This window comes from Cupriavidus sp. CP313, assembly GCF_054072015.1.
This window is the reverse complement of sequence record NZ_JBSVZB010000002.1, coordinates 375,334-395,134: the sequence shown is the minus strand read 5'-3', so window position 1 is coordinate 395,134 and position 19,801 is coordinate 375,334. Positions and strand designations below refer to the sequence as shown.

General features: G+C 66.8%; 19 protein-coding genes. 11 read left to right on the top strand and 8 right to left on the bottom strand.

Annotated features, from left to right (window positions below):
• Positions 1-112 precede the first annotated feature (112 nt).
• The 4 genes from ACW4E8_RS04070 (at position 113) to ACW4E8_RS04055 (ending at position 3,290) form a co-directional block, all read left to right on the top strand.
• Positions 113-550, top strand: a complete 438-nt coding sequence (locus ACW4E8_RS04070; protein WP_436220696.1) for an HIT domain-containing protein — start codon at positions 113-115, stop codon at positions 548-550.
• A 51-nt stretch (positions 551-601) separates the two neighbouring features.
• Positions 602-1,456, top strand: coding sequence for a 3-hydroxybutyryl-CoA dehydrogenase (locus ACW4E8_RS04065; protein ID WP_456803325.1), 855 nt, complete (start codon positions 602-604; stop codon positions 1,454-1,456).
• 237 nt (positions 1,457-1,693) lie between these two features.
• Positions 1,694-2,716, top strand: a complete 1,023-nt coding sequence (locus ACW4E8_RS04060) for a virulence RhuM family protein (RefSeq protein WP_456803324.1) — start codon at positions 1,694-1,696, stop codon at positions 2,714-2,716.
• A 235-nt stretch (positions 2,717-2,951) separates the two neighbouring features.
• A complete protein-coding gene (locus ACW4E8_RS04055) occupies positions 2,952-3,290 on the top strand; it encodes a hypothetical protein (protein WP_456803323.1) in 339 nt (112 codons plus the stop codon).
• A 49-nt stretch (positions 3,291-3,339) separates the two neighbouring features.
• Here the strand turns inward: ACW4E8_RS04055 and ACW4E8_RS04050 are convergent, their stop codons facing one another.
• On the bottom strand, positions 3,340-3,762 hold the full coding sequence (locus ACW4E8_RS04050; protein WP_456803322.1) for a DUF3293 domain-containing protein: 423 nt from the start codon (positions 3,760-3,762) through the stop codon (positions 3,340-3,342).
• Position 3,763: 1 nt separating this feature from the next.
• Entirely contained in the window at positions 3,764-4,432 is a 669-nt protein-coding gene (locus ACW4E8_RS04045; protein WP_456803321.1) for a Crp/Fnr family transcriptional regulator, read from the bottom strand.
• 236 nt (positions 4,433-4,668) lie between these two features.
• On the opposite strand from ACW4E8_RS04045, the gene ACW4E8_RS04040 reads away from it, so the two are divergent.
• The 7 genes from ACW4E8_RS04040 to ACW4E8_RS04010 all read left to right on the top strand — a co-directional run bounded on the left by ACW4E8_RS04040 (position 4,669) and on the right by ACW4E8_RS04010 (position 13,290).
• Positions 4,669-6,627, top strand: coding sequence for an AMP-dependent synthetase/ligase (locus ACW4E8_RS04040; RefSeq protein ID WP_456803320.1), 1,959 nt, complete (start codon positions 4,669-4,671; stop codon positions 6,625-6,627).
• A gap of 14 nt (positions 6,628-6,641) precedes the next feature.
• Positions 6,642-7,604: an ABC transporter ATP-binding protein gene (locus ACW4E8_RS04035; protein WP_456803410.1), complete on the top strand. Its 963-nt coding sequence runs from the start codon at positions 6,642-6,644 to the stop codon at positions 7,602-7,604.
• Positions 7,605-7,615: 11 nt separating this feature from the next.
• Positions 7,616-8,530, top strand: coding sequence for a branched-chain amino acid ABC transporter permease (locus ACW4E8_RS04030; RefSeq protein ID WP_116355461.1), 915 nt, complete (start codon positions 7,616-7,618; stop codon positions 8,528-8,530).
• A gap of 24 nt (positions 8,531-8,554) precedes the next feature.
• Positions 8,555-9,631: a branched-chain amino acid ABC transporter permease gene (locus ACW4E8_RS04025; protein WP_456803319.1), complete on the top strand. Its 1,077-nt coding sequence runs from the start codon at positions 8,555-8,557 to the stop codon at positions 9,629-9,631.
• A gap of 91 nt (positions 9,632-9,722) precedes the next feature.
• Positions 9,723-11,060 carry an ABC transporter substrate-binding protein gene (locus tag ACW4E8_RS04020; RefSeq protein WP_456803318.1) on the top strand — a complete coding sequence of 446 codons (1,338 nt, stop codon included), beginning with the start codon at positions 9,723-9,725 and terminating at the stop codon, positions 11,058-11,060.
• A 78-nt stretch (positions 11,061-11,138) separates the two neighbouring features.
• Positions 11,139-11,954: an ABC transporter ATP-binding protein gene (locus ACW4E8_RS04015; protein WP_018003769.1), complete on the top strand. Its 816-nt coding sequence runs from the start codon at positions 11,139-11,141 to the stop codon at positions 11,952-11,954.
• An 85-nt stretch (positions 11,955-12,039) separates the two neighbouring features.
• Positions 12,040-13,290, top strand: coding sequence for a phenylacetate--CoA ligase family protein (locus ACW4E8_RS04010; RefSeq protein WP_456803317.1), 1,251 nt, complete (start codon positions 12,040-12,042; stop codon positions 13,288-13,290).
• 48 nt (positions 13,291-13,338) lie between these two features.
• Here the strand turns inward: ACW4E8_RS04010 and ACW4E8_RS04005 are convergent, their stop codons facing one another.
• From ACW4E8_RS04005 to ACW4E8_RS03980, 6 genes are all read right to left on the bottom strand, one after another.
• Positions 13,339-13,707, bottom strand: coding sequence for a YbaN family protein (locus ACW4E8_RS04005; RefSeq protein WP_456803409.1), 369 nt, complete (start codon positions 13,705-13,707; stop codon positions 13,339-13,341).
• Between the two features lie 132 nt (positions 13,708-13,839).
• The gene (locus ACW4E8_RS04000; protein ID WP_456803316.1) at positions 13,840-14,817 is read right to left on the bottom strand and encodes an NAD(P)H-dependent flavin oxidoreductase; all 978 of its coding nucleotides are present in this window, start codon (positions 14,815-14,817) and stop codon (positions 13,840-13,842) included.
• 125 nt (positions 14,818-14,942) lie between these two features.
• A complete protein-coding gene (gene creC, locus ACW4E8_RS03995; RefSeq protein ID WP_456803315.1) occupies positions 14,943-16,385 on the bottom strand; it encodes a two-component system sensor histidine kinase CreC in 1,443 nt (480 codons plus the stop codon).
• Between the two features lie 7 nt (positions 16,386-16,392).
• Positions 16,393-17,091 carry a two-component system response regulator CreB gene (gene creB, locus ACW4E8_RS03990; RefSeq protein ID WP_456803314.1) on the bottom strand — a complete coding sequence of 233 codons (699 nt, stop codon included), beginning with the start codon at positions 17,089-17,091 and terminating at the stop codon, positions 16,393-16,395.
• 9 nt (positions 17,092-17,100) lie between these two features.
• The gene (locus ACW4E8_RS03985) at positions 17,101-18,228 is read right to left on the bottom strand and encodes an NAD(P)/FAD-dependent oxidoreductase (RefSeq protein WP_456803313.1); all 1,128 of its coding nucleotides are present in this window, start codon (positions 18,226-18,228) and stop codon (positions 17,101-17,103) included.
• Between the two features lie 239 nt (positions 18,229-18,467).
• Positions 18,468-19,793 carry a sigma-54-dependent transcriptional regulator gene (locus ACW4E8_RS03980; RefSeq protein WP_456803312.1) on the bottom strand — a complete coding sequence of 442 codons (1,326 nt, stop codon included), beginning with the start codon at positions 19,791-19,793 and terminating at the stop codon, positions 18,468-18,470.
• Positions 19,794-19,801 lie beyond the last annotated feature (8 nt).

Here is a 19,801-nt window from a genome sequence, read left to right as displayed (position 1 = left end):
CGATTACCGCGCAGGGCGGCCGCAGTGAAGGGCCGCCCTGCGTTACACTCGAAGGCTGCGCCGGCGGCCGCGCCACGGCAAACGTATTCGAGACAACCGCAAGCCAAAGACCATGAACACCCAGTACAACCCGACCAATATCTTCGCGAAGATCCTGCGCGGCGAGCTGCCGTGCATCAAGGTGTACGAGGACGACGACACCATCGCCTTCATGGACATCATGCCGCAGGCCGACGGCCATACGCTGGTGGTGCCCAAGGAAGCCGCGGTCAACCTGTTCGACCTGTCCGAGCAGGGCGCGCAGGCCGCCATCGTTGCCACGCAGCGGGTGGCGCGCGCGGTGCGCGCGGCGTTTGCGCCCGACGGCATCTCCATCGGCCAGTTCAACGGCGCGGCCGCGGGCCAGACCGTGCCGCACGTGCATTTCCATATCGTGCCGCGCTATGCCGACAGCGCGCTGCGCGGCCACGCGCGCGAGATGCAGGACCCGGAACAGCTCAAGGGCCATGCCGAGCGCATCATTGCCGCGCTGCGCGAGCAGGGCGCCTGAACCGCGCCTGAACCGATCAATCAGCAATCCAACCAAGCAGAGGAAGACAAGATGAGCATCAGGACAGTGGGCATCGTCGGTGCCGGCACCATGGGCAATGGCATCGCCCAGGCCTGCGCAGTGGTAGGTCTCAACGTGGTGATGGTCGACATCAGCGACGCCGCCGTGCAGAAGGGTGTTGCCACCGTGGCGGGCAGCCTGGACCGGCTGATCAAGAAGGAAAAGCTGACCGAGGCCGACAAGGCCGCCGCGCTGGCGCGCATCAAGGGCAGCACCTCGTATGACGATCTCAAGGCCACCGATATCGTGATCGAGGCCGCCACCGAGAACTACGACCTGAAGGTCAAGATCCTCAAGCAGATCGACGGCATCGTCGGCGACAACGTGATCATCGCGTCCAACACCTCGTCGATCTCGATCACCAAGCTGGCCGCGGTGACCTCGCGCGCCGACCGCTTTATCGGCATGCACTTCTTCAACCCGGTGCCGGTGATGGCGCTGGTGGAGCTGATCCGCGGCCTGCAGACCAGCGACGCCACCCACGCCGCCGTCGAGGCCCTGTCCAAGCAGCTCGGCAAGTACCCGATCACGGTCAAGAACAGCCCGGGCTTCGTCGTCAACCGCATCCTGTGCCCGATGATCAATGAGGCCTTCTGCGTGCTGGGCGAAGGCCTGGCCTCGCCGGAAGAGATCGACGAAGGCATGAAGCTGGGCTGCAACCACCCGATCGGGCCGCTGGCGCTGGCTGACATGATCGGCCTGGACACCATGCTGGCCGTGATGGAAGTGCTGTACACGGAGTTTGCCGATCCGAAGTACCGCCCGGCGATGCTGATGCGCGAAATGGTGGCCGCGGGCTACCTGGGCCGCAAGACCGGCCGCGGCGTGTACGTCTACAGCAAGTAATCAGTGCGTTGGCCCGCCCCTTTGCAGGGCGGGTTTGTTGGTAAAGGGCCGGCGACTGGACTAGGGTTCAGCGCTGGCCCTTTCCATTCTTGCTGCCCGTCGAAAATCGCATCGCAACTGTCCATAACAAATTCGGCGATTCCTTCGGTTAGTCTCTTGGGCTGGGCTGCCACATTGTTTTTCCATGGAATCGTTTCCGGGTAGTGCAAAGAACGGCTTTCGAGAGGATCTACGCCTATGAGCGCTGGCGAACTTATCCTGTACACCACTGAGGACGGTGCGGCCCAGATCCGGCTCAGGACGGCTGACGGCACGGTTTGGCTGACGCAGGCGGAAATGGCGGAGCTGTTCCAGACGAGTCCGCAAAACATGACCTTGCATATCAAGGCTGTCTACGCGGAGGGGGAACTGGCGGTAGAAGCAACTTGTAAGGAAGACTTACAAGTTCGCGTTGAAGGCGGTCGCCAGGTCCAGCGCCGGTTGAAGCAGTACAACCTCAACATGATCCTGGCGGTTGGGTACCGTGTTCGCTCGCACCGCGGCACGCAGTTCCGCCAGTGGGCCACGACTCACTTGCGAGAACTCCTGGTCAAGGGCTTCGTCATGGACGACGAGCGGCTTAAAGACCCGGACGGCTGGGACTATTTCGATGAGCTGATAGAGCGCATCCGGGACATCCGGGCATCTGAACAGCGGTTCTACCAGAAAGTGCGCGACATCTATGCCACGGCTGTCGACTACGACGGCAAGGCCGAGGAAGCCCAGCGATTCTTTGCAAAGGTTCAGAACAAGATGCTATGGGCCATCACCGGCCACACGGCGGCGGAACTCATTTCAGCCCGAGCAGATGCCGGCCGGCCCAATATGGGCTTGACCAGTTGGAAAGGCGGGCGCGTGCGGCAGGCTGACGTCACGGTAGCCAAGAACTACCTGCAGCCAGCAGAAGTGGATGCGCTCAACCGCATTGTTGTGATGTATCTCGACTACGCCGATAGCATGGCGCAGCGGCGCAAAGTCGTGACCATGCAGCAATGGGCAGAAAAGCTTGATGCGTTCCTGGAATTCAATGAGCGCGATGTCCTGAGGAATGCGGGAAAGATCTCAGCGCAGGTCGCCGAGCGCGTGGCCTTGGAGCGCTACGCCGAGTTCGCCGGCAAGCGCCGTGAGGCAGCGCGTCTTTCGGCGGATGCACAGGATGCAAATGCGCTGGAGGAGATCGCTCAACAGTTGGAGGGCCAACGGAAGACGCGCAGAAAATAAGCGATATCGCTTGACCTCGGCGACCCCAGTTTATTGAGCCTATTGTGCTGCATGCGACGCCCGGCATGCCGAATGGTGACGGGCGGCCGAACATGCACAACGGCGCATGCCCCGTGCCACGACGCCCGCCGCCAAATCCCGCTTACACGGCGTTATATGCCGAAACACTCCGCCGCATCCGGTAACAGGAATGCGCGGTAGAGTGCACCCTTCCGTTTACGACAAGACAAGCTCCATGGCTCACCCGATTCTCTTTGCTGCGCTGCTCGCGGGCGCAATGTCCCTGCTGGCGGCCCGTTCGGCGATGGCTCATGTGGATGTGGGCGTGCAGATCGGCGCGCCGGTCTATGTGGCCCCGGCCCCTGTGTATGTGGCGCCCCCGCCGCCCGTGGTCTATGCGCCGCGCTACCACGGCTGGCATGGCGACCGCTATTGGGACGGACGCCGCTGGTATGGCCGCGGTGAGTGGCGCGGCCGCCATCACCACTACCATCGGCATCATCACTACCGCCACCACGGCCATGGGCATCACGGTCATCACGGGCATCACGGCCATCGCGGCCACGGCCACTGAGCGCCGCACCGGCTGAGGCGCCGGCCGGCACCTCCGCTCGGCCCGGCGCTCAGCGCAGCAGCACCAGCCGCGGCACCGCGTCCGCGTCGCTCCAGACCACCGCGTTCTGTTCGTACTTCTCGCCGAGTGCCTGTGCATCCGCCAGCGACAGCCCCGGCACCAGGAGGCTCGGCTCGGCCGGCCAACCATTGCACGGGTGTTCGCCGGCGGCTTCGATTGCGCGCAACCCCATCTTTGCCACGTCCTGCGCCAGCGCCTGCTGGCGCCATGCGTTGGCGTCGTCGTCGCAGCGCAGGCTGAACGGGTTGGCGGCGGTAATGAAGGCGCTCGATGCCACGCCCAGCGCGCGGTGCAGCGCCGCCAGCGGGGCGCTGGGTTGGTCTACCCGCAATATCATCGGCAGGTCGCCCAGCACGCGGTAATGCGTCTCGCGATAGGCCTGCAGCGTGGCGGCATCGATGGTGCTGGCCATGCTATTCCCCGTACTGCCGCAACCCCTCCAGGTCCAGCACCTCGATCACGCCGTAGTCCACCCGCACCAGGCCCTGCTGTTCCAGCACCTTGAGCGCCTGGTTGGCGCGCTGGCGCGAAATGCCTGCAAGCAGGCCGATCTCTTCCTGCGAGATCTCCAGCGTCTTGCCGATCCCCGGATACAGGTGCTCATTGAACAGCGACGACACCGCGCGCGCCACGCGCGAATCGATGTCGAGCAGCCGCTCATATTCCACCGCCGCGATGAACTGCCCAAGGCGCTCGTTGAACTGCGTCAGCAGGAAGCGCGTGAACGGCAGGCTGGTATCCAGCAGCCACTGAAAAGTGTCGCGCGGCAGGAAGGCGATGGTCGAGCGGCGCAGCGCCATCACGTCGTACTTGCGGATCTCCGACTTGAGCACCGCGCCTTCGCCGAACCAGCCGCCGGTGGGTACGCCGGTGAAGGTGACCGACTTGCCCGACGGCGACACCGTGGTGATCTTGACGATGCCGTCGAGCACGCCCATCCAGTGCTCGGCCTTGTCACCCTTGTGACAGACGTAGTCGCCCTGGGTGTACTCGTGCACGAACATGGCGCGGCGCACGCGCTCGCGCTGCTCCGGGCTCAGGTCTGCTGCCCACACGCAGCGGTCGACAAAATCGTTCAGCATGGCCTGAATTCGCTCGGTAGGGATTAACCCGGAATTGTCACCGGCGTGACAACCCGGGTGGAAGGCATGGGCTATCTTACGATCACCACGGAGCCGGGAAGTGCCGCAAAACAAGGCACCACGGGCTTGATGCGCTGCGGCATGACTGCCGCCAGGCAAAACAAGCCAAGTATAACCACCGGACCGACGCTTGACACCGGGCGTGGATCCCCACGCCGGAGGGACAGGAGACAGCGATGCAGGAATCGTCGGCGACGACCTTCCCGCGATGGCTGCTGGCGCACGCCCAGCAGCGGCCGGATCATCCGGCTCATCGCGAGAAGGATCTCGGCATCTGGCAGACATACAGCTGGGCCCAGGCGGCCCAGCAGGTGAGGGCGCTGGCTTGCGGGCTGGCCGCGCTCGGTTTCAGGCGAGGCATGAACCTGGCGGTGGTGGGCGACAACCGCCCGCGGCTGTACTGGGCCATGACCGCGGCGCAGGCGTTGGGTGGCGTGCCGGTGCCGCTGTACCAGGACGCCATCGCCAACGAGATGGTCTACGTGCTCAACGATGCGGAAATCGAGTTCGCCATCGTCGAGGACCAGGAGCAGGTTGACAAGCTGCTGGAAGTGGAAGCGCAGCTGGCCGAGTCCGGCCGCGCCGTGCGCCACGTCATCTTTGAAGACCCGCGCGGCCTGATGGACTACGACCACCCGTCGCTGATGTCTTATGAACGGCTGCAGGAGCTGGGCCGCGAGTTCGACCAGGCGCACCCGGGCTTCTATGACGAGGCCATCGCCGCCGGCCAGCCCGACGACACCGCGATCATCCTCTATACCTCCGGCACAACCGGCAAGCCCAAGGGCGTATGCCATTCGCACTACGGCCTGATCGGCGCGGCGCGCAACGGCTGCGCCTTCGACAAGCTCAGCGCGGACGACGACGTGCTGTCCTACCTGCCGATGGCATGGGTGGGCGACAACCTGTTCTCGTACGCGCAGGCGATGGTGGCGGGCTTCACGGTGAACTGCCCGGAATCGCGCGAAACGGTGATGACCGACCTGCGCGAGATCGGCCCCACCTACTACTTTGCGCCGCCGCGCATCTATGAAGGCCTGCTGACGCAGGTGATGATCCGCATGGAGGACGCCGGCTGGATCAAGCGCAAACTGTTCCACTGGGCCATGGACGTGGCGAAGCGCTGCGGCACCGATATCCTCGACGGCCAGCCGGTATCGCTCGCGGACCGCGCGCGCTACGCCCTGGGCGAAGCGCTGGTCTACGGCCCGCTGCGCAATGTGCTGGGCATGAGCCGCATCCGCGTGGGCTATACCGCGGGCGAGGCGATCGGACCGGATCTGTTCCGCTTCTACCGCTCGATCGGCGTGAACCTGAAGCAGTTCTACGGCCAGACCGAGACCTGCGCCTATGTGTGCCTGCAGCCTGACGGCAAGGTCAAGTTCGATTCAGTGGGGCCGGCTGCGCCGGGGATGGAAATCCGCATCGCCGACAACGGCGAGGTGCTGGTGCGCGGCGTGGGCCTGCTCAAGTCCTACTACAAGCGCGACGACGCCACGCGCGAGGCCATCAACGACGAGGGCTACTTCATGACCGGCGACGCCGGCGTGATCGACGCCGACGGCCACCTGAAGATCATCGACCGCGCCAAGGACGTGGGCAAGCTGGCCGATGGCTCGATGTTCGCGCCCAAGTACATCGAGAACAAGCTCAAGTTCTTCCCGTACATCAAGGAAGCGGTGGCCTTCGGCAGTGACCGCGACCAAGTCTGCGCCTTCATCAATATCGACTTCGAGGCCGTGGGCAACTGGGCCGAGCGCCGCCACCTGCCGTATGCCGGCTATGTCGACCTGGCCGCGCAGCCCGAGGTGCTGGAAATGATCGGCGAATGCGTGAACCAGGTGAATGCCGACCTGGCCAACGACCCGATGCTGGCCGGTTCGCAGGTGGCACGCTTCCTGGTCCTGCACAAGGAACTGGACCCGGACGACGACGAGCTCACGCGCACGCGCAAGGTGCGCCGCGGCTTTATCGCCGAGAAGTACGGCGTGCTGGTGGAGGCGCTCTATGCGGGCAAGTCCGAGCAGTTCATCGAGACGCGCGTCAAGTTTGAAGACGGACGCGAGGGCAGCGTGTCGGCCACGCTGAAGCTGGTCAATGCGAAGCGCCTGCCGGTGGCGGCGCGCGCGGCATGAGCGAGGGCAGCAAGATGACGCAAGTAGCCTGGCAAGGCGCGGGGCAGCGCGAATGGGCGGGGACGGCACGCACGGATGCCAGCGGTGCCGGCAGCGGCGGCGCGATCGCACCGGCGGGTCCGATGTCTCCCGCGGAACTGACGGATGACAGCGGCGCGCATCCCGGCACGCAGCGCGCACAGCGCACCGGCGAGCAGGCGCGCACCGGCGGCGAGGTGATCCTGGACCTGCAGCATATCTCGCTGTCGTTCGGCGGGGTCAAGGCGCTGACCGATATCTCGTTCGATGTGTGCGAACACGAGGTGCGCGCCATCATCGGCCCCAACGGCGCCGGCAAGAGTTCGATGCTCAACGTGATCAACGGCGTCTACCACCCGCAGCAGGGACGCATCGTGTTCCGCGGCGAGGAGCGCAAGCAGATGCACCCGACCGCCGCGGCGCGCCAGGGCATTGCGCGCACCTTCCAGAACATCGCGCTGTTCAAGGGCATGACGGTGCTGGACAACATCATGACCGGGCGCAACACGCAGTTCCGCACCGGGGTCTTTGCCCACGCGCTGTGGTGGGGCCCGGCGCGCAACGAAGAGATGCGCCATCGGCAGAAGGTAGAGGAAGTGATCGACTTCCTCGAGATCCAGTCGATCCGCAAGACCCCGGTGGGGCGCCTGCCGTATGGCCTGCAGAAGCGCGTGGAGCTGGCGCGCGCGCTGGCGGCCGAGCCCTCGATGCTGCTGCTGGACGAGCCCATGGCCGGCATGAACGTGGAAGAGAAGCAGGACATGTGCCGCTTCATCCTGGACGTGAACCGGCAGTTCGGCACCACCATCGTGCTGATCGAGCACGACATGGGCGTGGTGATGGATATCTCCGACCGCGTGGTGGTGCTCGACTACGGCAAGAAGATCGGCGACGGCACGCCGGAAGAGGTCAAGGGCAACCCTGACGTGATCAAGGCGTACCTGGGCACTTCGCACTGAGGCTCTGAACCATGACGTTCTTCTTTGAAATCCTGATCGGCGGCTTGCTGTCGGGCCTGATGTACTCGCTGGTGGCGCTGGGCTTCGTGCTGATCTACAAGGCCTCGGGCGTGTTCAACTTCGCGCAGGGCGCGATGGTGTACTTTGCCGCGCTGGCGGTGGTGGGGCTGATGGACAAGGGCATGCCGATGTGGGCCGCCGTGATCGGCGCCTTCGTGGTGATGATCCTGGTCGGCATGAGCACCGAGCGCTTCGTGCTGCGCAAGCTGGTCAACCAGCCGCCGATCACGCTGTTCATGGCGACCATCGGGCTGTCGTTCTTCCTCGAAGGCCTGGGGCCGCTGCTGTTCGGCAATGAAGTGCGCCCGATCAACCTGGGCATCGTCGACGAGCCAATCGAGTCGATTCTGACCAATTTCAATATCGTGCTGTCCAAGTTCGACATCGCGGCGGCGGCCATCGCCGGCGTCCTGGTGGGCTCGCTGGCGCTGTTCTTCCAGTACACCAAGGTCGGCCGCGCGCTGCGCGCGGTGGCAGACGACCACCAGGCGGCGCTGTCGCTGGGCATCCCGCTGCAGAACATCTGGGCGATCGTATGGGGCGTGGCGGGCTTCGTTGCGCTGGTGGCCGGCATGCTGTGGGGCTCGCGCAATGGCGTGCAGTTCGCGCTCACGCTGACCGCGCTCAAGGCGCTGCCGGTGCTGATCCTGGGCGGCTTCACCTCGGTGCCCGGCGCCATCGTCGGCGGGCTGATCATCGGCGCCTCGGAGAAGCTGGCCGAGATCTATATCCCGCCGGTGTTCCAGTCGATGTTCGGGGGCAACTTCGGCGGCATCGAAGGGTGGTTCCCGTATGTGTTTGCCCTGCTGTTCCTGCTGGTTCGGCCCGAAGGGCTGTTCGGCGAAAAACATATTGATCGCGTCTGACCGCCTTCGCACAGGAGACTTGCCATGTTTTATCGTGAAGCCGGCCAGTTCAAGACCAGCTACGTCGCCGACAGCCAGATCTTCCCCATCCGCCAGGACCGCATCGGCTTTGCCGTGCTGATGGCCGTGGCCTTCGTGGCGATCCCGTTCGTCGGCTCGGAATACTGGTTCTCGGCCATCCTGATCCCATTCCTGATTTTTTCGCTGGCGGCGCTGGGGCTGAATATCCTGACCGGCTATGCCGGCCAGCTGTCGCTCGGCACCGCGGCCTTCATGGCGGTGGGTGCCTACGCGGCCTACAACTTCCAGTTGCGCATCGAAGGCATCCCGGTGTTGCTGTCATTCCTGCTGGCCGGGCTGTCGGCGGCGCTGGTGGGGGTGGCCTTCGGCCTGCCGTCGCTGCGCATCAAGGGCTTCTACCTCGCCGTGGCGACGCTGGCGGCGCAGTTCTTCGTGGTGTGGGCGCTGACCAAGTTCCCCTGGTTCTCCAACAACAGCTCGTCGGGCGTGATCACGGCGCAGCGGCTGGACCTGTTCGGCGTCGCCATCGACACCCCGGTGAAGAAGTACCTGTTCGTGCTGGCCATCGTCACGGTGCTGGCGCTGGCGGCCAAGAACCTGGTGCGCTCGGCCACCGGGCGCGCGTGGATGTCGGTGCGCGACATGGATGTGGCGGCCGAGGTGATCGGCATCCCGCTGATGCGCACCAAGCTGCTCGCGTTCGCGGTCAGCTCGTTCTACTGCGGCGTGGCCGGCGCGCTGTACGCGTTCTGCTACCTGGGCTCGGTCGAGCCCGACGGCTTCTCGCTGGACCTGTCGTTCCGCGTGCTGTTCATGATCATCATCGGCGGCGTGGGCAGCATCCTGGGCTCGTTCCTGGGCGCGGCCTTCATCCTGCTGCTGCCGATCTTCCTGGATAACGTGCTGCCGACGCTGGCCGCGCTGCTGCACCTGCCGTTCACCAATGCCACCGTGTCGCACATCCAGCTGATGGTGTTCGGCGGGCTGATCATCTTCTTCCTGATCGTGGAGCCGCACGGGCTGGCCCGGCTGTGGCAGATCGCCAAGGAGAAGCTGAGGCTGTGGCCGTTCCCTCATTGACGGGAGGGGTGCCTGTGTTACCGCAGTTCCTGTGTGAAGTTCTGAAGCTTACGCATAACGAAACGCTCCCTTGAGGGCGATGGAGACTGTCATGACCAACCTGATTCGCAATGTGCAACGCGCCGCCCTGGTGGTCAGCGCCGCGGCGGCACTGCTGGCGCCGGCGGCGCCGGCCATGGCGCAGAGCAACGAGCAGTTCGTGGCGCTGCCAAGCTACCGCGTGGGGCCGTATGGCGCCAACGGACAGTCCTGGTATGGCGGCTTCATCGACTACCTCAACTACGTCAACCTGAAGGAAGGCGGGGTCAACGGCGTCAAGCTGTCGTGGGAAGAGTGCGAGACCGAGTACAACAACGCCAAGGGCGTGGAGTGCTATGAACGGCTGAAGTCCAAGAACGCCACCACCAAGGGCACGGCCTACCACGCCATGTCCACCGGCATCTCGTACGCGCTGGTCGACAAGACCGCTGCCGACAAGGTGCCGCTGGTGATGATGGGCTACGGCCGCACCGACGCGGTGGATGGCTCGGTGTTCCCGTACGCGTTCCCGCTGGTGACCACGTACCAGATGCAGGTCTCGGCCATCGTCAAGTACCTGGCCTCGAAGAACGGCGGCTCGCTGGCCGGCAAGAAGATCGTCTACCTGTACCACGACTCGGCCTATGGCAAGGAGCCGATCGTGGCGCTGCAGGCCGAGTCCAGGCTGGGCAAGTTCAACCTGGTGGAGATCCCGGTGGCGCACCCGGGCAACGAGCAGGGCGCGCAGTGGCTGAAGATCCGCCAGGAGAACCCCGACTACGTGATCTTCTGGGGCTGGGGCGTGATGAACCAGACCGCGCTGAAGGCCGCGCAGAAGGTGGGCTTCGCCCGCGACAAGATAATCGGCTCCTGGTGGGCTGGCTCGGAAGAGGACACGGTGCCGGCAGGTGACGCGTCCAAGGGCTATATGAGCGCGACCTGGAACGTGGCCGGCCGCAACGTGCCGCTGATCGCCGATATCGAGAAGGTGGTCTACGGTGCCGGCAAGGGCAATATGCAGGACAAGAACAAGGTGGGTTCGGTGCTGTACAACCGCGGCGTCTCGGCGGCGGTGGTAACGGTGGAAGCGGTGCGCGTGGCGCAGGCCAAGTTCGGCAAGGGCAAGCCCATGACCGGCGAGCAGATGCGCTGGGCCTTCGAGAACCTGAACCTGACCAACGCGCGCCTGCAGCAACTGGGCGCCACCGGCCTGCTGCCTGAGATCAAGACCAGCTGCGACAACCACGAGGGCTCGGGCAAGGTGAAGATCCAGCAGTGGGACGGCACCAAGTGGGTGGTGGTATCGGACTGGATCGAGGGCAACAAGAGCCTGATCCACCCGCTGTTCAAGGCCACGGCGGCGCAGTACGCGAAGGAGAAGGGGATTACGCCGGCTTGTTCGAAGTCTTGATAGCAACCTGGCGGGCATGCGGTGCCTGGCGCCGCGTGCCTGCCTGAGCCGAACCGTCTTACCAACACGAGCCGCACCATGAGCCTTCTGTCCGTCAACAATATCGAAGTCATCTACGATCACGTGATCCTGGTGCTCAAGGGCGTCTCGCTCGAAGTGCCGGAAGGCAAGATCGTGGCGCTGCTCGGCGCCAACGGCGCGGGCAAGACCACCACGCTCAAGGCCATCTCCAACCTGCTGCAGGCCGAGCGCGGCGATGTCACCAAGGGCTCGATCGAGTATCGCGGCGACCGCGTCGACCAGCTCACGCCCAACGACCTGGTGCGCCGCGGCGTGATCCAGGTGATGGAAGGGCGCCACTGCTTCGCGCACCTGACCATCGAAGAGAACCTGCTCACCGGTGCCTACACGCGCGGCCTGTCGCGCGGCCAGACGCGCGACGAGCTGGAAAAGATCTACGAGTACTTCCCGCGCCTGAAGACGCGCCGCAAGTCGCAGGCCGGCTACACCTCCGGCGGCGAGCAGCAGATGTGCGCGATCGGCCGGGCCATGATGGCCAAGCCCGCGATGATCCTGCTGGACGAGCCTTCGATGGGGCTGGCGCCGCAGATCGTCGAGGAGATCTTCGAGATCGTGCGCGGCCTGAATTCGCGTGAGAACGTCAGCTTCCTGCTGGCCGAGCAGAACACCATGGTGGCGCTGCGCTATGCCGACTACGGCTACATCCTGGAGAACGGCCGCGTGGTGATGGACGGCGACGCCGAGTCGCTGCGCACCAACGAGGACGTCAAGGAGTTTTACCTCGGCGTGGCCGCCAACGACGCCGACGGCCCCGGCCGCAAGTCGTTCCGCGACGTGAAGAGCTACCGGCGCCGCAAGCGCTGGCTGGCGTAAGCACCCGACCGGTTCCATCCGGCATTGCCACCACGCGCCTGCGGCGCGGCGGCATGCCGCATCCCATTCCCTGACGCACAGCACCATGCCAGAACACTTCGATTCGCTCGAAACCCGCGCGCCGGAAGTCCGCGAGCAGGCGCTCCTTGCCGCCCTGGCACGCCAGGTGGCCCATGCGCGCGACAACGCGCCTTACTTTGCCGAGATGCTGGACGGCGTCGACCCGCGCCTGCTGACCTCGCGCGCGGCGCTGGCGGCGCTGCCGGTCACGCGCAAGTCGGACCTGACCGCGCGGCAGCGCGCGCTGCCGCCGCTGGGCGGGCTCAACGCGACGCCGCTGGGCAAGCTGCGCCATGTGTTCCAGTCGCCCGGCCCGATCCACGAACCCGACGGCCATGACGCCGACTGGTGGCGCGTGGCCCGCGCCATGCATGCGGCGGGCTTCCGCGCCGGCGAGCTGGTCTACAACACCTTCTCCTACCACTTCACCCCGGCCGGCATGATGATGGAGACAGGCGCGCACCGGCTGGGCTGCTGCGTGTTCCCGGCCGGTGTCGGCCAGACCGATTCGCAGGTGCAGGCGCTGGCCAGCCTGCAGCCCACGGCCTACGCCGGCACACCGTCGTTCCTGAAGCTGCTGCTGGAGCGTGGCGACGAGCTGGGCACGCCCTGCACCAGCCTGGCCAAGGCTATGGTCTCGGGCGAGGCGCTGCCGCCGTCGCTGCGTGCCTGGTTCCAGGCGCGCGGCGTGCGCGTGCAGCAGATGTATGGCACTGCGGACGTCGGCCTGATTGCCTATGAGACCGAGGGCGGCGACGGCTGGGTGGTGGACGAGGGTGTGCTGGTAGAGATCGTCGAGCCCGGCGGTTCCCGGCCGATGCCCGAAGGCGAGACCGGCGAGGTGGTGGTGACGGTGCTGGGCAACGGCGACTACCCGCTGATCCGCTTCGGCACCGGCGACCTGTCGGCCATCGTCGCGGAGTCGTCGCAACGGCCCAGCCCGTGCGGCCGCACCAATATCCGGCTCAAGGGCTGGCTGGGGCGTGCCGACCAGGCCACCAAGGTCAAGGGCATGTTCGTGCATCCGGGGCAGGTGGCGGACGTGCTGCGGCGCCATCCGGAGATCCGCGCGGCGCGGCTGGTGGTGACTGGCGACCCCGGTGCGGACGTGATGACGCTGCGCTGCGAGGCTACGCGCGAGGATGATGACTTGCAGCGTGCGGTGGCGGAATCGCTGCGCGAAGTGATGCGGCTGCGCGGAGAGGTGGCCTTCGTGGCGGCGGGGTCGTTGCCGCAGGATGGGAGGCTGATCGAGGATGCGCGGCGATACGACTGAAGACAAGTCAAAGGCCCCGCACGGGCGGGGCCTTTGATGCAGGGCAGGTCAGGACTTCCCCCCCTCCACCGGCCGCGTCGGCAGCCTGACCATCCACACACTCACCCCCACCGCACAAGCCAGCAACGCCGCCGACGCCAGCGGCCGTCCGCGCAGCAGCCATGCGGTGGTGCCCATCGACACCCACATCATCGACAGCGCCAGGCACTTGGCCCGGAAGGGAATGCTGCGATAGCGCTGCCAGTCGCTGACCAGCGGCCCGAAGCGGGGATGCCCCAGCAGCCATTCATGGAATCGCTGGGACCCCCGCGCGAAGCATGCCGCGGCCAGCAGCACGAATGGCGTGGTCGGCAGCACCGGCAGGAAGATGCCGATCACACCTAGCAGCAGGAAGGCTGCGCCCAGCACCACCCACATGGCGCGCAGCGCCTGCTGCCGGCGGCTCAGCGTGGCGTCGGCGTCCGGAGCGGAATCGGGCGGGGTGGCGGGGCTAGGACCAGGCAATGGATGGAGGAAGGGCCGCAACAGCGGCCCGGTGGTGACCAGGGTTTAGCGCGCGATGCCCAGGCGCGCCTTGGCGGCATCGTACTCCGCTTTCATGCGCGCGACGATTTCGCCGGCGGTGGGGATGTCGTGGATCTGGCCCACGCCCTGGCCGGCGCCCCAGACGTCCTTCCACGCCTTGGCCTTGGAGGCGCCGCTGGAGAAGTCCATCTTGCTCTTGTCGGCCACCGGCAGGTTGTCTGGATCCAGCCCCGCGTTGCTGATGCTTTCGCGGATGTAGTTGCCGTGCACGCCGGTGAACAGGTTGGTGTAGATGATATCGGCGGCGGCCGAGCTGGTGATCGACTGCTTGTACGTTTCTGCCGCGTGGGCCTCCTGCGAGGCGATAAAGCGCGTGCCGACGTAGGCAAAGTCCGCGCCCATGGCCTGCGCGGCCAGCACCGCCTCGCCGGTGGCGATCGAGCCCGACAGCGCGATCGGGCCGTCGAAGATCTTGCGCACCTCGCCCACCAGCGCAAACGGCGACAGCATGCCGGCATGGCCGCCAGCGCCGGCCGCCACCAGGATCAGACCGTCGACGCCGGCCTCGATCGCCTTCTCGGCATGGCGCATGCTGATCACGTCGTGCAGCACGATGCCGCCGTAGCTGTGCACCGCGTCGATCATCTCCTTGACCGGGGCGCGCAGCGAGGTGATGAAGACCGGCACCTTGTGGTCCACGCACACCTTCACGTCGTGTTCGAGCCGTGCGTTGGAGGTATGCACGATCTGGTTGACCGCGACCGGGCCCACCTGCGCGCCCGGGTTGGCGGCCTTGAAGGTGGCCAGCTCGCCTTCGATCTGGGTGAGCCACTCGTCGAGCAGCTCCGCCGGGCGCGCATTGAGCGCCGGGAACGAGCCGACGATGCCGGCCTTGCACTGCGCCAGCACCAGCTCCGGGTAGCTGACGATGAACATGGGCGAGGCGATGACGGGCAGGGCCAGGTTCTGCAGGGCCTGGGGCAGTTGCTTGGCGGCGGGCATGGTGTCTCCTGAACTACTGGGCGGGCCTCGCGGGCGCCCTAAATGAACGGTCGTTCGATTATAGGGAGTTTCAGCGCGATCACGTTAGAAGCCCCAGTCTATGCCGGTCCGGTCACCTCGTGGAACTACCCGGCCGGAAGGGTCAGTTCCGCCAGCGCGCCGCCGCCGGGGCGGTTGGCCAGCGTCACATCGCCATGATGCAACGTTGCCACCTCGCGTGCAAAGCACAGGCCCAGGCCGGTGCTCTTGTCCGCACCGTGCGGGCGTGGCAGCGAATAGAAGCGCTCGAACACGCGCGGCAGCGCGTAGTCGGGGATGCCCGGGCCCTGGTCGGCCACGGCGATGGCCAGCGTGCCGCCGCGGCGCTCCAGCCGCACCGTGACTTCGCTGTCCGGCGGGGCGAAGTCGATGGCGTTCTCCAGCAGGTTGGCGATGGCCTGGCGCAGCAGGAACGGATCGCCGGCGACCAGGTCCGGGCTGGCGTCGGCGGCCAGCCGCAGCGTGACGCCGCGCTGGCGGGCGCGCGGTTCCAGCTCGCTGCCCAGTTGGGCCAGCAGCGGGGCCAGCCGCACCGGCTCGCGCACTTCCAGGCGCTGGCGCTGCTCCACGTCGGCCAGTGCCAGCAGCTTGCGGATCATGGTTTCAAGCCGCCCGGATTGCGCACGGATATTGGCGACGAAGCGCTGGCGGTCCGCCGCCGGCATCGCTTCCTGCAGCAGCTCGGCGGCGCCGCCGATCGCGGCCAGCGGGCTTTTCATCTCATGGGTCAGCGTGTGGATGTAGTGCTCGACATACTGCTTGTCTTCCAGCCGCTCGCGCATGCCCTGCACCGCGCGGCCCAGCTCGGCCAGCTCGCTGCCGCCGCGCAGCGGCATCTCGGCGCGCTCGCCGGCCGCCACCGCGCGCGCATACCCGCGCAGCCGGCTCAGTCCATGCGCCAGCCACAGCGTGCAGGCCAGCCCGATCACGCAGGCAGCGCCGATCAGCAGGCCGCCGTAGAGCAGGATCTTGCGCTGGCTGCGCTTGATAAAGGGCGCCATCGCCGCATTGGGCTTGGCCACGGTCAGCACGCCGATGATGCGCTCGCCGTTGCCGTCCCCGTCGCGTATTGGCGCGGCCACGTGCATCACGGTGCTGGCCTCGTCGTCGGGGTTGGTGCGCGTGCTGCGTGCGCCGTACTTGCCGCGCAGCGTCAGGTAGACATCGTTCCAGCGCGAATAGTCGCGGCCCACGTCAGTGCCGGTGGAGTCAAAGCGCACGATGCCCCTGGCATCGGTCACGTAGACGCGGTAGCCGATGCTGTCCTTGTGCAGGCCCGACACATCGGCGTCCACCGGCATGTCGCGCAGCGCCGCCATGTGCCGCGCGAAATCGCCGTCGGCAATGCGGCCGGCCTTCATGTCGTCGGCGGCAAGCGCCGCCAGCACGTGCGCGGTGTCGATCAGCGTGTCTTCCATGGCCTGGCGCACGCCGGGCTTGACCTCCTGCACGAACACGCGCAGCGTCAGCACCGTGGCCAGTCCCACGATCAGGAAGAAGCCGAAGAAGATGCGCAGGCCGATATGCATGGCGCGCTCAGGGTTCCAGCGAATAGCCCATGCCGCGATGGGTGCGGATGCGCTCGGCGCCGTCGGGGGAAGCCTCCCGCAGCTTGGCGCGCAGGGTCTTGATATGGGTGTCGACGGTGCGGTCGCTGGTGTCGAGTGCATCTTCCCAGACGCACTCCATCAGCTGCGCGCGCGAATAGATGCGGCCGGGATGCGCCACCAGCCAGGCCAGCAGCAGGTACTCGTAGCGGGTCAGCTCCAGCCAGCGGCCGCGGTAGGCCAGGCGCGCGCCGTCCTTGTCGTGCGTGAAGCCGGCGACCTCGTCGCCCTTCGCCACCGCTTTGCTGCCGCCGCGCGCCCGGCGCAGGATGGCGCGCACGCGCGCGGCCAGTTCGCGCGGCGAGAAGGGCTTGACCACGTAGTCGTCGGCGCCGATCTCCAGCCCGACGATGCGGTCGATCTCTTCATGGCGCGCGGTCAGGAAGACCACCGGCGCATTGCTGAAGGTGCGCAGCGTGCGGCAGACCTCGAAGCCGCTCAGATCCGGCAGGCCCACGTCCAGGATCACCAGGTCGGCGCCGCCGGCGCGCATGCGCTCGAGCGCGGCACCGCCGAGCGTGCAGTGCTCGGCCAGCATGCCGTCTGTGCGCAAGGCATAGAGGATGGTGTCGGCGATGGCCTGCTCGTCTTCCACCACCAGGATCCGCGGTTGTTCCATGCCCGGCATTCTAGCCGGTCAGACACTGGTTGCCGTGCGGGCCGCCGGCGCGGGTTCTTCGCCGCGGCGCTTGTGGAAATAGATCTGCTCCGCGGCCCAGCGCAGCGGCGGCGAATACAGCATCAGGTCGAAGGGCCAGTCGCACTGGAAGCGGTCGAACATCCAGCGCAGCGCACGCTTGGCGCGAAAGCGCGGCGCGCTGGCGGTGGCGACGGCCTCCGGGGCCGGGCCGCCGCGCAGCAGGTGCGCGGCCACGGCCTGGCCGACCGACTCGCCATGGGCAAAGGCATAGTGGATGCCGCCCGCGGTGACCGGCGACACGATGCCGGCGGCATCTCCCGTCAGGATCACGCCATCGCGCGCCAGCGGGAAGACCGGGCCGCCGCACGGGATCAGGCCCGCGCGCGTCGCCGCCGGCTGCGCCAGTTGCGGCAGGCCGGCGCGCTTGCGCACATGCGCCAGCAGCCCGTCGAGGTCCGGCGCGCGGCCGTGCCGCGGCAGGTAGCGCAGCGCCAGGCCAGCCTGCACGCCGGTGGGGTTCTGCGCGATCCAGCCGATATAGCCGGGCGCGAAGCGCCGGGTGATAAAGCAGTGCAGCGCGCCTGGCTCGGGCAGCGCCAGTCCCGGAAACTCGTATTCCACGCCATACAGGAAGCTGTGCACGCGCCCCAGCCCGGCACATTGCGCCACGCGCGACTTCGCGCCATCCGCGCCGACCAGATAGCGCGTATTGCCCACGCCGGTCACATGCCAGCCGCCGTTGCGCGGCACCGCGCCCACAAACGCCTGGCCCAGGCGCAGTTCGACCCGATGGCGCACCAGCTCGGCAGCCAGCCAGCGCATCAGCCGCGGCGTATCCGTGGTGTGGAAGTAATAGCCCGGCGCGCTCAGCTTGATGCTGCGCAGCTTCGGCGAGTACAGCCGCACCTGCTCCACCCGGTGCACGCAGTCGGCCGGCGCGCGGCCCAGCCAGGTTTGCTCGATGGCTTCCTTGACCAGGATGCCGGTGGTGTGGAGCTTGTCGCCCGGATCGGTCTTGCGTTCCAGCACCAGCACGCGCAGGCCGGCGCGTGCCGCGGCCAGGGCGCAGGCGGCGCCGGCAAAGCTGGCGCCGGCGATGACGATGTCGTAGTCGAAGGAGGGCATGGCAGTTCCCGGAGATGGAAGAGCTCCAGTCTGGCCAGCGGGGGTGAGGGGAATGTGTGGGGAGTGTGAAGTGGCGGGGCGGGGTGAATAACCCAAAAAAAACGCCCCGCATACGCGGGGCCGTCAATTACCACGAAGATTGATACACACGGTGGGCACCTGCCAATGCCGCGACCGCCACCGAAGAATAGGCCGCTAATGTGACGGCGGCATGGCAGCGCAATGAAGGCAGCGTGACATCACAGCCCATAGCGCTTGATCTTGTCATAGAGCGTAGCCTTGCCGACTTGCAGCAAGTCCGCCGCCTGGCTGACCGCGCCACCGGTGCGCGCCAGTGCATCCGCAATCACGGCGCGCTCGAAGTGCTCCATCCGCTCGCGCAGCGGCGCGGCTTCATCGGGGGCCGCGGCCTGCGCACCTGCCTGCCCGCCCTCCGGCACGCCCAGCACCATCCGATCCGCGGCATTGCGCAGCTCGCGCACATTGCCCGGCCAGGGACGCTGGGCCAGGGCCTGGCGTTGCGCCTCGGACAGGATCGGCGCCGGGCGCTGGTAGCGCACCGCAGACACCAGCGAGAAATGCTCGAACAGCGGCACGATGTCCTCGCGCCGCTCGCGCAGCGGCGGCAGCGCGATGGTGACCACGTTCAGCCGGTAGTACAGGTCTTCGCGGAAGCTGCCCTGCGCCACCAGCGCATCCATGTCGCCCTTGGCCGCGGCGACGATGCGCACATCGATCTTCACCGAGGCATTTGACCCCAGCCGCTCCAGCGAGCCTTCCTGCAGCACCCGCAGCAGCTTGACCTGCAGCGCCAGCGGCATGCTCTCGATCTCGTCGAGGAAGAGCGTGCCGCCCGAGGCATGTTCGAGCTTGCCGATGCGGCGCTTGCCGGCGCCGGTGAAGGCGCCGGCCTCGTGGCCGAACATCTCGCTCTCGAAGATGGCCTCGGGCACCGCGCCGCAGTTCAGCGCGATAAACGGGCCTTCGGCGCGGCCGGACAGCGCATGCAGGCTGCGCGCGACCAGTTCCTTGCCGGTGCCGGTCTCGCCGTTGATCATCACCGGCACGTCGGTGGGTGCGACATTGGCCACCAGCGCGCGCACCTGCCCGATCGCGGGCGAGCGGCCGATGATGCGCGTGCCCGCCGCAGGGCCGGCCAGTTCGCGGCGCAGCGCCTGGTTTTCCAGTTCCAGCGCGCGGCGTTCCAGCGCGCGGCGCACGGTGTCGGTCAGGCGGTCGGCGCCGAAGGGTTTTTCGATAAAGTCGTAGGCGCCTTCGCGCATGGCCTGCACGGCCATGGTGATGTCGCCATGGCCGGTCACCAGGATCACCGGCACGCCCGGCGCGGCGTTGCGGCAGTGCTGCAGCAGGTCCAGGCCGCTGGCGCCGGGCAGGCGCACGTCGGTCACCACCACGCCGGCAAAGGCGCCGTGCAGGTGCGGGATCGCGGCCTCGGCGGAGGGCAGCGCCAGCACCCGGAAGCCGGCCAGCTCCAGGCTCTGCGCGGTGGCCTGGCGCACCAGCGGCTCGTCTTCGACAAACAGGACACGCAGACCGTCTTGCATGGCAATAC

Coding starts and splice junctions, on each gene's coding strand:
- creB (WP_456803314.1), bottom strand. CDS start 17,091: ATGCCGGGCATGGAACAACCGCGGATCCTGGTGGTGGAAGACGAGCAG.
- ACW4E8_RS04015 (WP_018003769.1), top strand. CDS start 11,139: ATGAGCCTTCTGTCCGTCAACAATATCGAAGTCATCTACGATCACGTG.
- ACW4E8_RS04000 (WP_456803316.1), bottom strand. CDS start 14,817: ATGCCCGCCGCCAAGCAACTGCCCCAGGCCCTGCAGAACCTGGCCCTG.
- ACW4E8_RS04040 (WP_456803320.1), top strand. CDS start 4,669: ATGCAGGAATCGTCGGCGACGACCTTCCCGCGATGGCTGCTGGCGCAC.
- creC (WP_456803315.1), bottom strand. CDS start 16,385: ATGCATATCGGCCTGCGCATCTTCTTCGGCTTCTTCCTGATCGTGGGA.
- ACW4E8_RS04045 (WP_456803321.1), bottom strand. CDS start 4,432: ATGCTGAACGATTTTGTCGACCGCTGCGTGTGGGCAGCAGACCTGAGC.
- ACW4E8_RS04070 (WP_436220696.1), top strand. CDS start 113: ATGAACACCCAGTACAACCCGACCAATATCTTCGCGAAGATCCTGCGC.
- ACW4E8_RS04005 (WP_456803409.1), bottom strand. CDS start 13,707: ATGTGGGTGGTGCTGGGCGCAGCCTTCCTGCTGCTAGGTGTGATCGGC.
- ACW4E8_RS03985 (WP_456803313.1), bottom strand. CDS start 18,228: ATGCCCTCCTTCGACTACGACATCGTCATCGCCGGCGCCAGCTTTGCC.
- ACW4E8_RS04065 (WP_456803325.1), top strand. CDS start 602: ATGAGCATCAGGACAGTGGGCATCGTCGGTGCCGGCACCATGGGCAAT.
- ACW4E8_RS04035 (WP_456803410.1), top strand. CDS start 6,642: ATGACGCAAGTAGCCTGGCAAGGCGCGGGGCAGCGCGAATGGGCGGGG.
- ACW4E8_RS04010 (WP_456803317.1), top strand. CDS start 12,040: ATGCCAGAACACTTCGATTCGCTCGAAACCCGCGCGCCGGAAGTCCGC.
- ACW4E8_RS04050 (WP_456803322.1), bottom strand. CDS start 3,762: ATGGCCAGCACCATCGATGCCGCCACGCTGCAGGCCTATCGCGAGACG.
- ACW4E8_RS03980 (WP_456803312.1), bottom strand. CDS start 19,793: ATGCAAGACGGTCTGCGTGTCCTGTTTGTCGAAGACGAGCCGCTGGTG.
- ACW4E8_RS04055 (WP_456803323.1), top strand. CDS start 2,952: ATGGCTCACCCGATTCTCTTTGCTGCGCTGCTCGCGGGCGCAATGTCC.
- ACW4E8_RS04030 (WP_116355461.1), top strand. CDS start 7,616: ATGACGTTCTTCTTTGAAATCCTGATCGGCGGCTTGCTGTCGGGCCTG.
- ACW4E8_RS04020 (WP_456803318.1), top strand. CDS start 9,723: ATGACCAACCTGATTCGCAATGTGCAACGCGCCGCCCTGGTGGTCAGC.
- ACW4E8_RS04060 (WP_456803324.1), top strand. CDS start 1,694: ATGAGCGCTGGCGAACTTATCCTGTACACCACTGAGGACGGTGCGGCC.
- ACW4E8_RS04025 (WP_456803319.1), top strand. CDS start 8,555: ATGTTTTATCGTGAAGCCGGCCAGTTCAAGACCAGCTACGTCGCCGAC.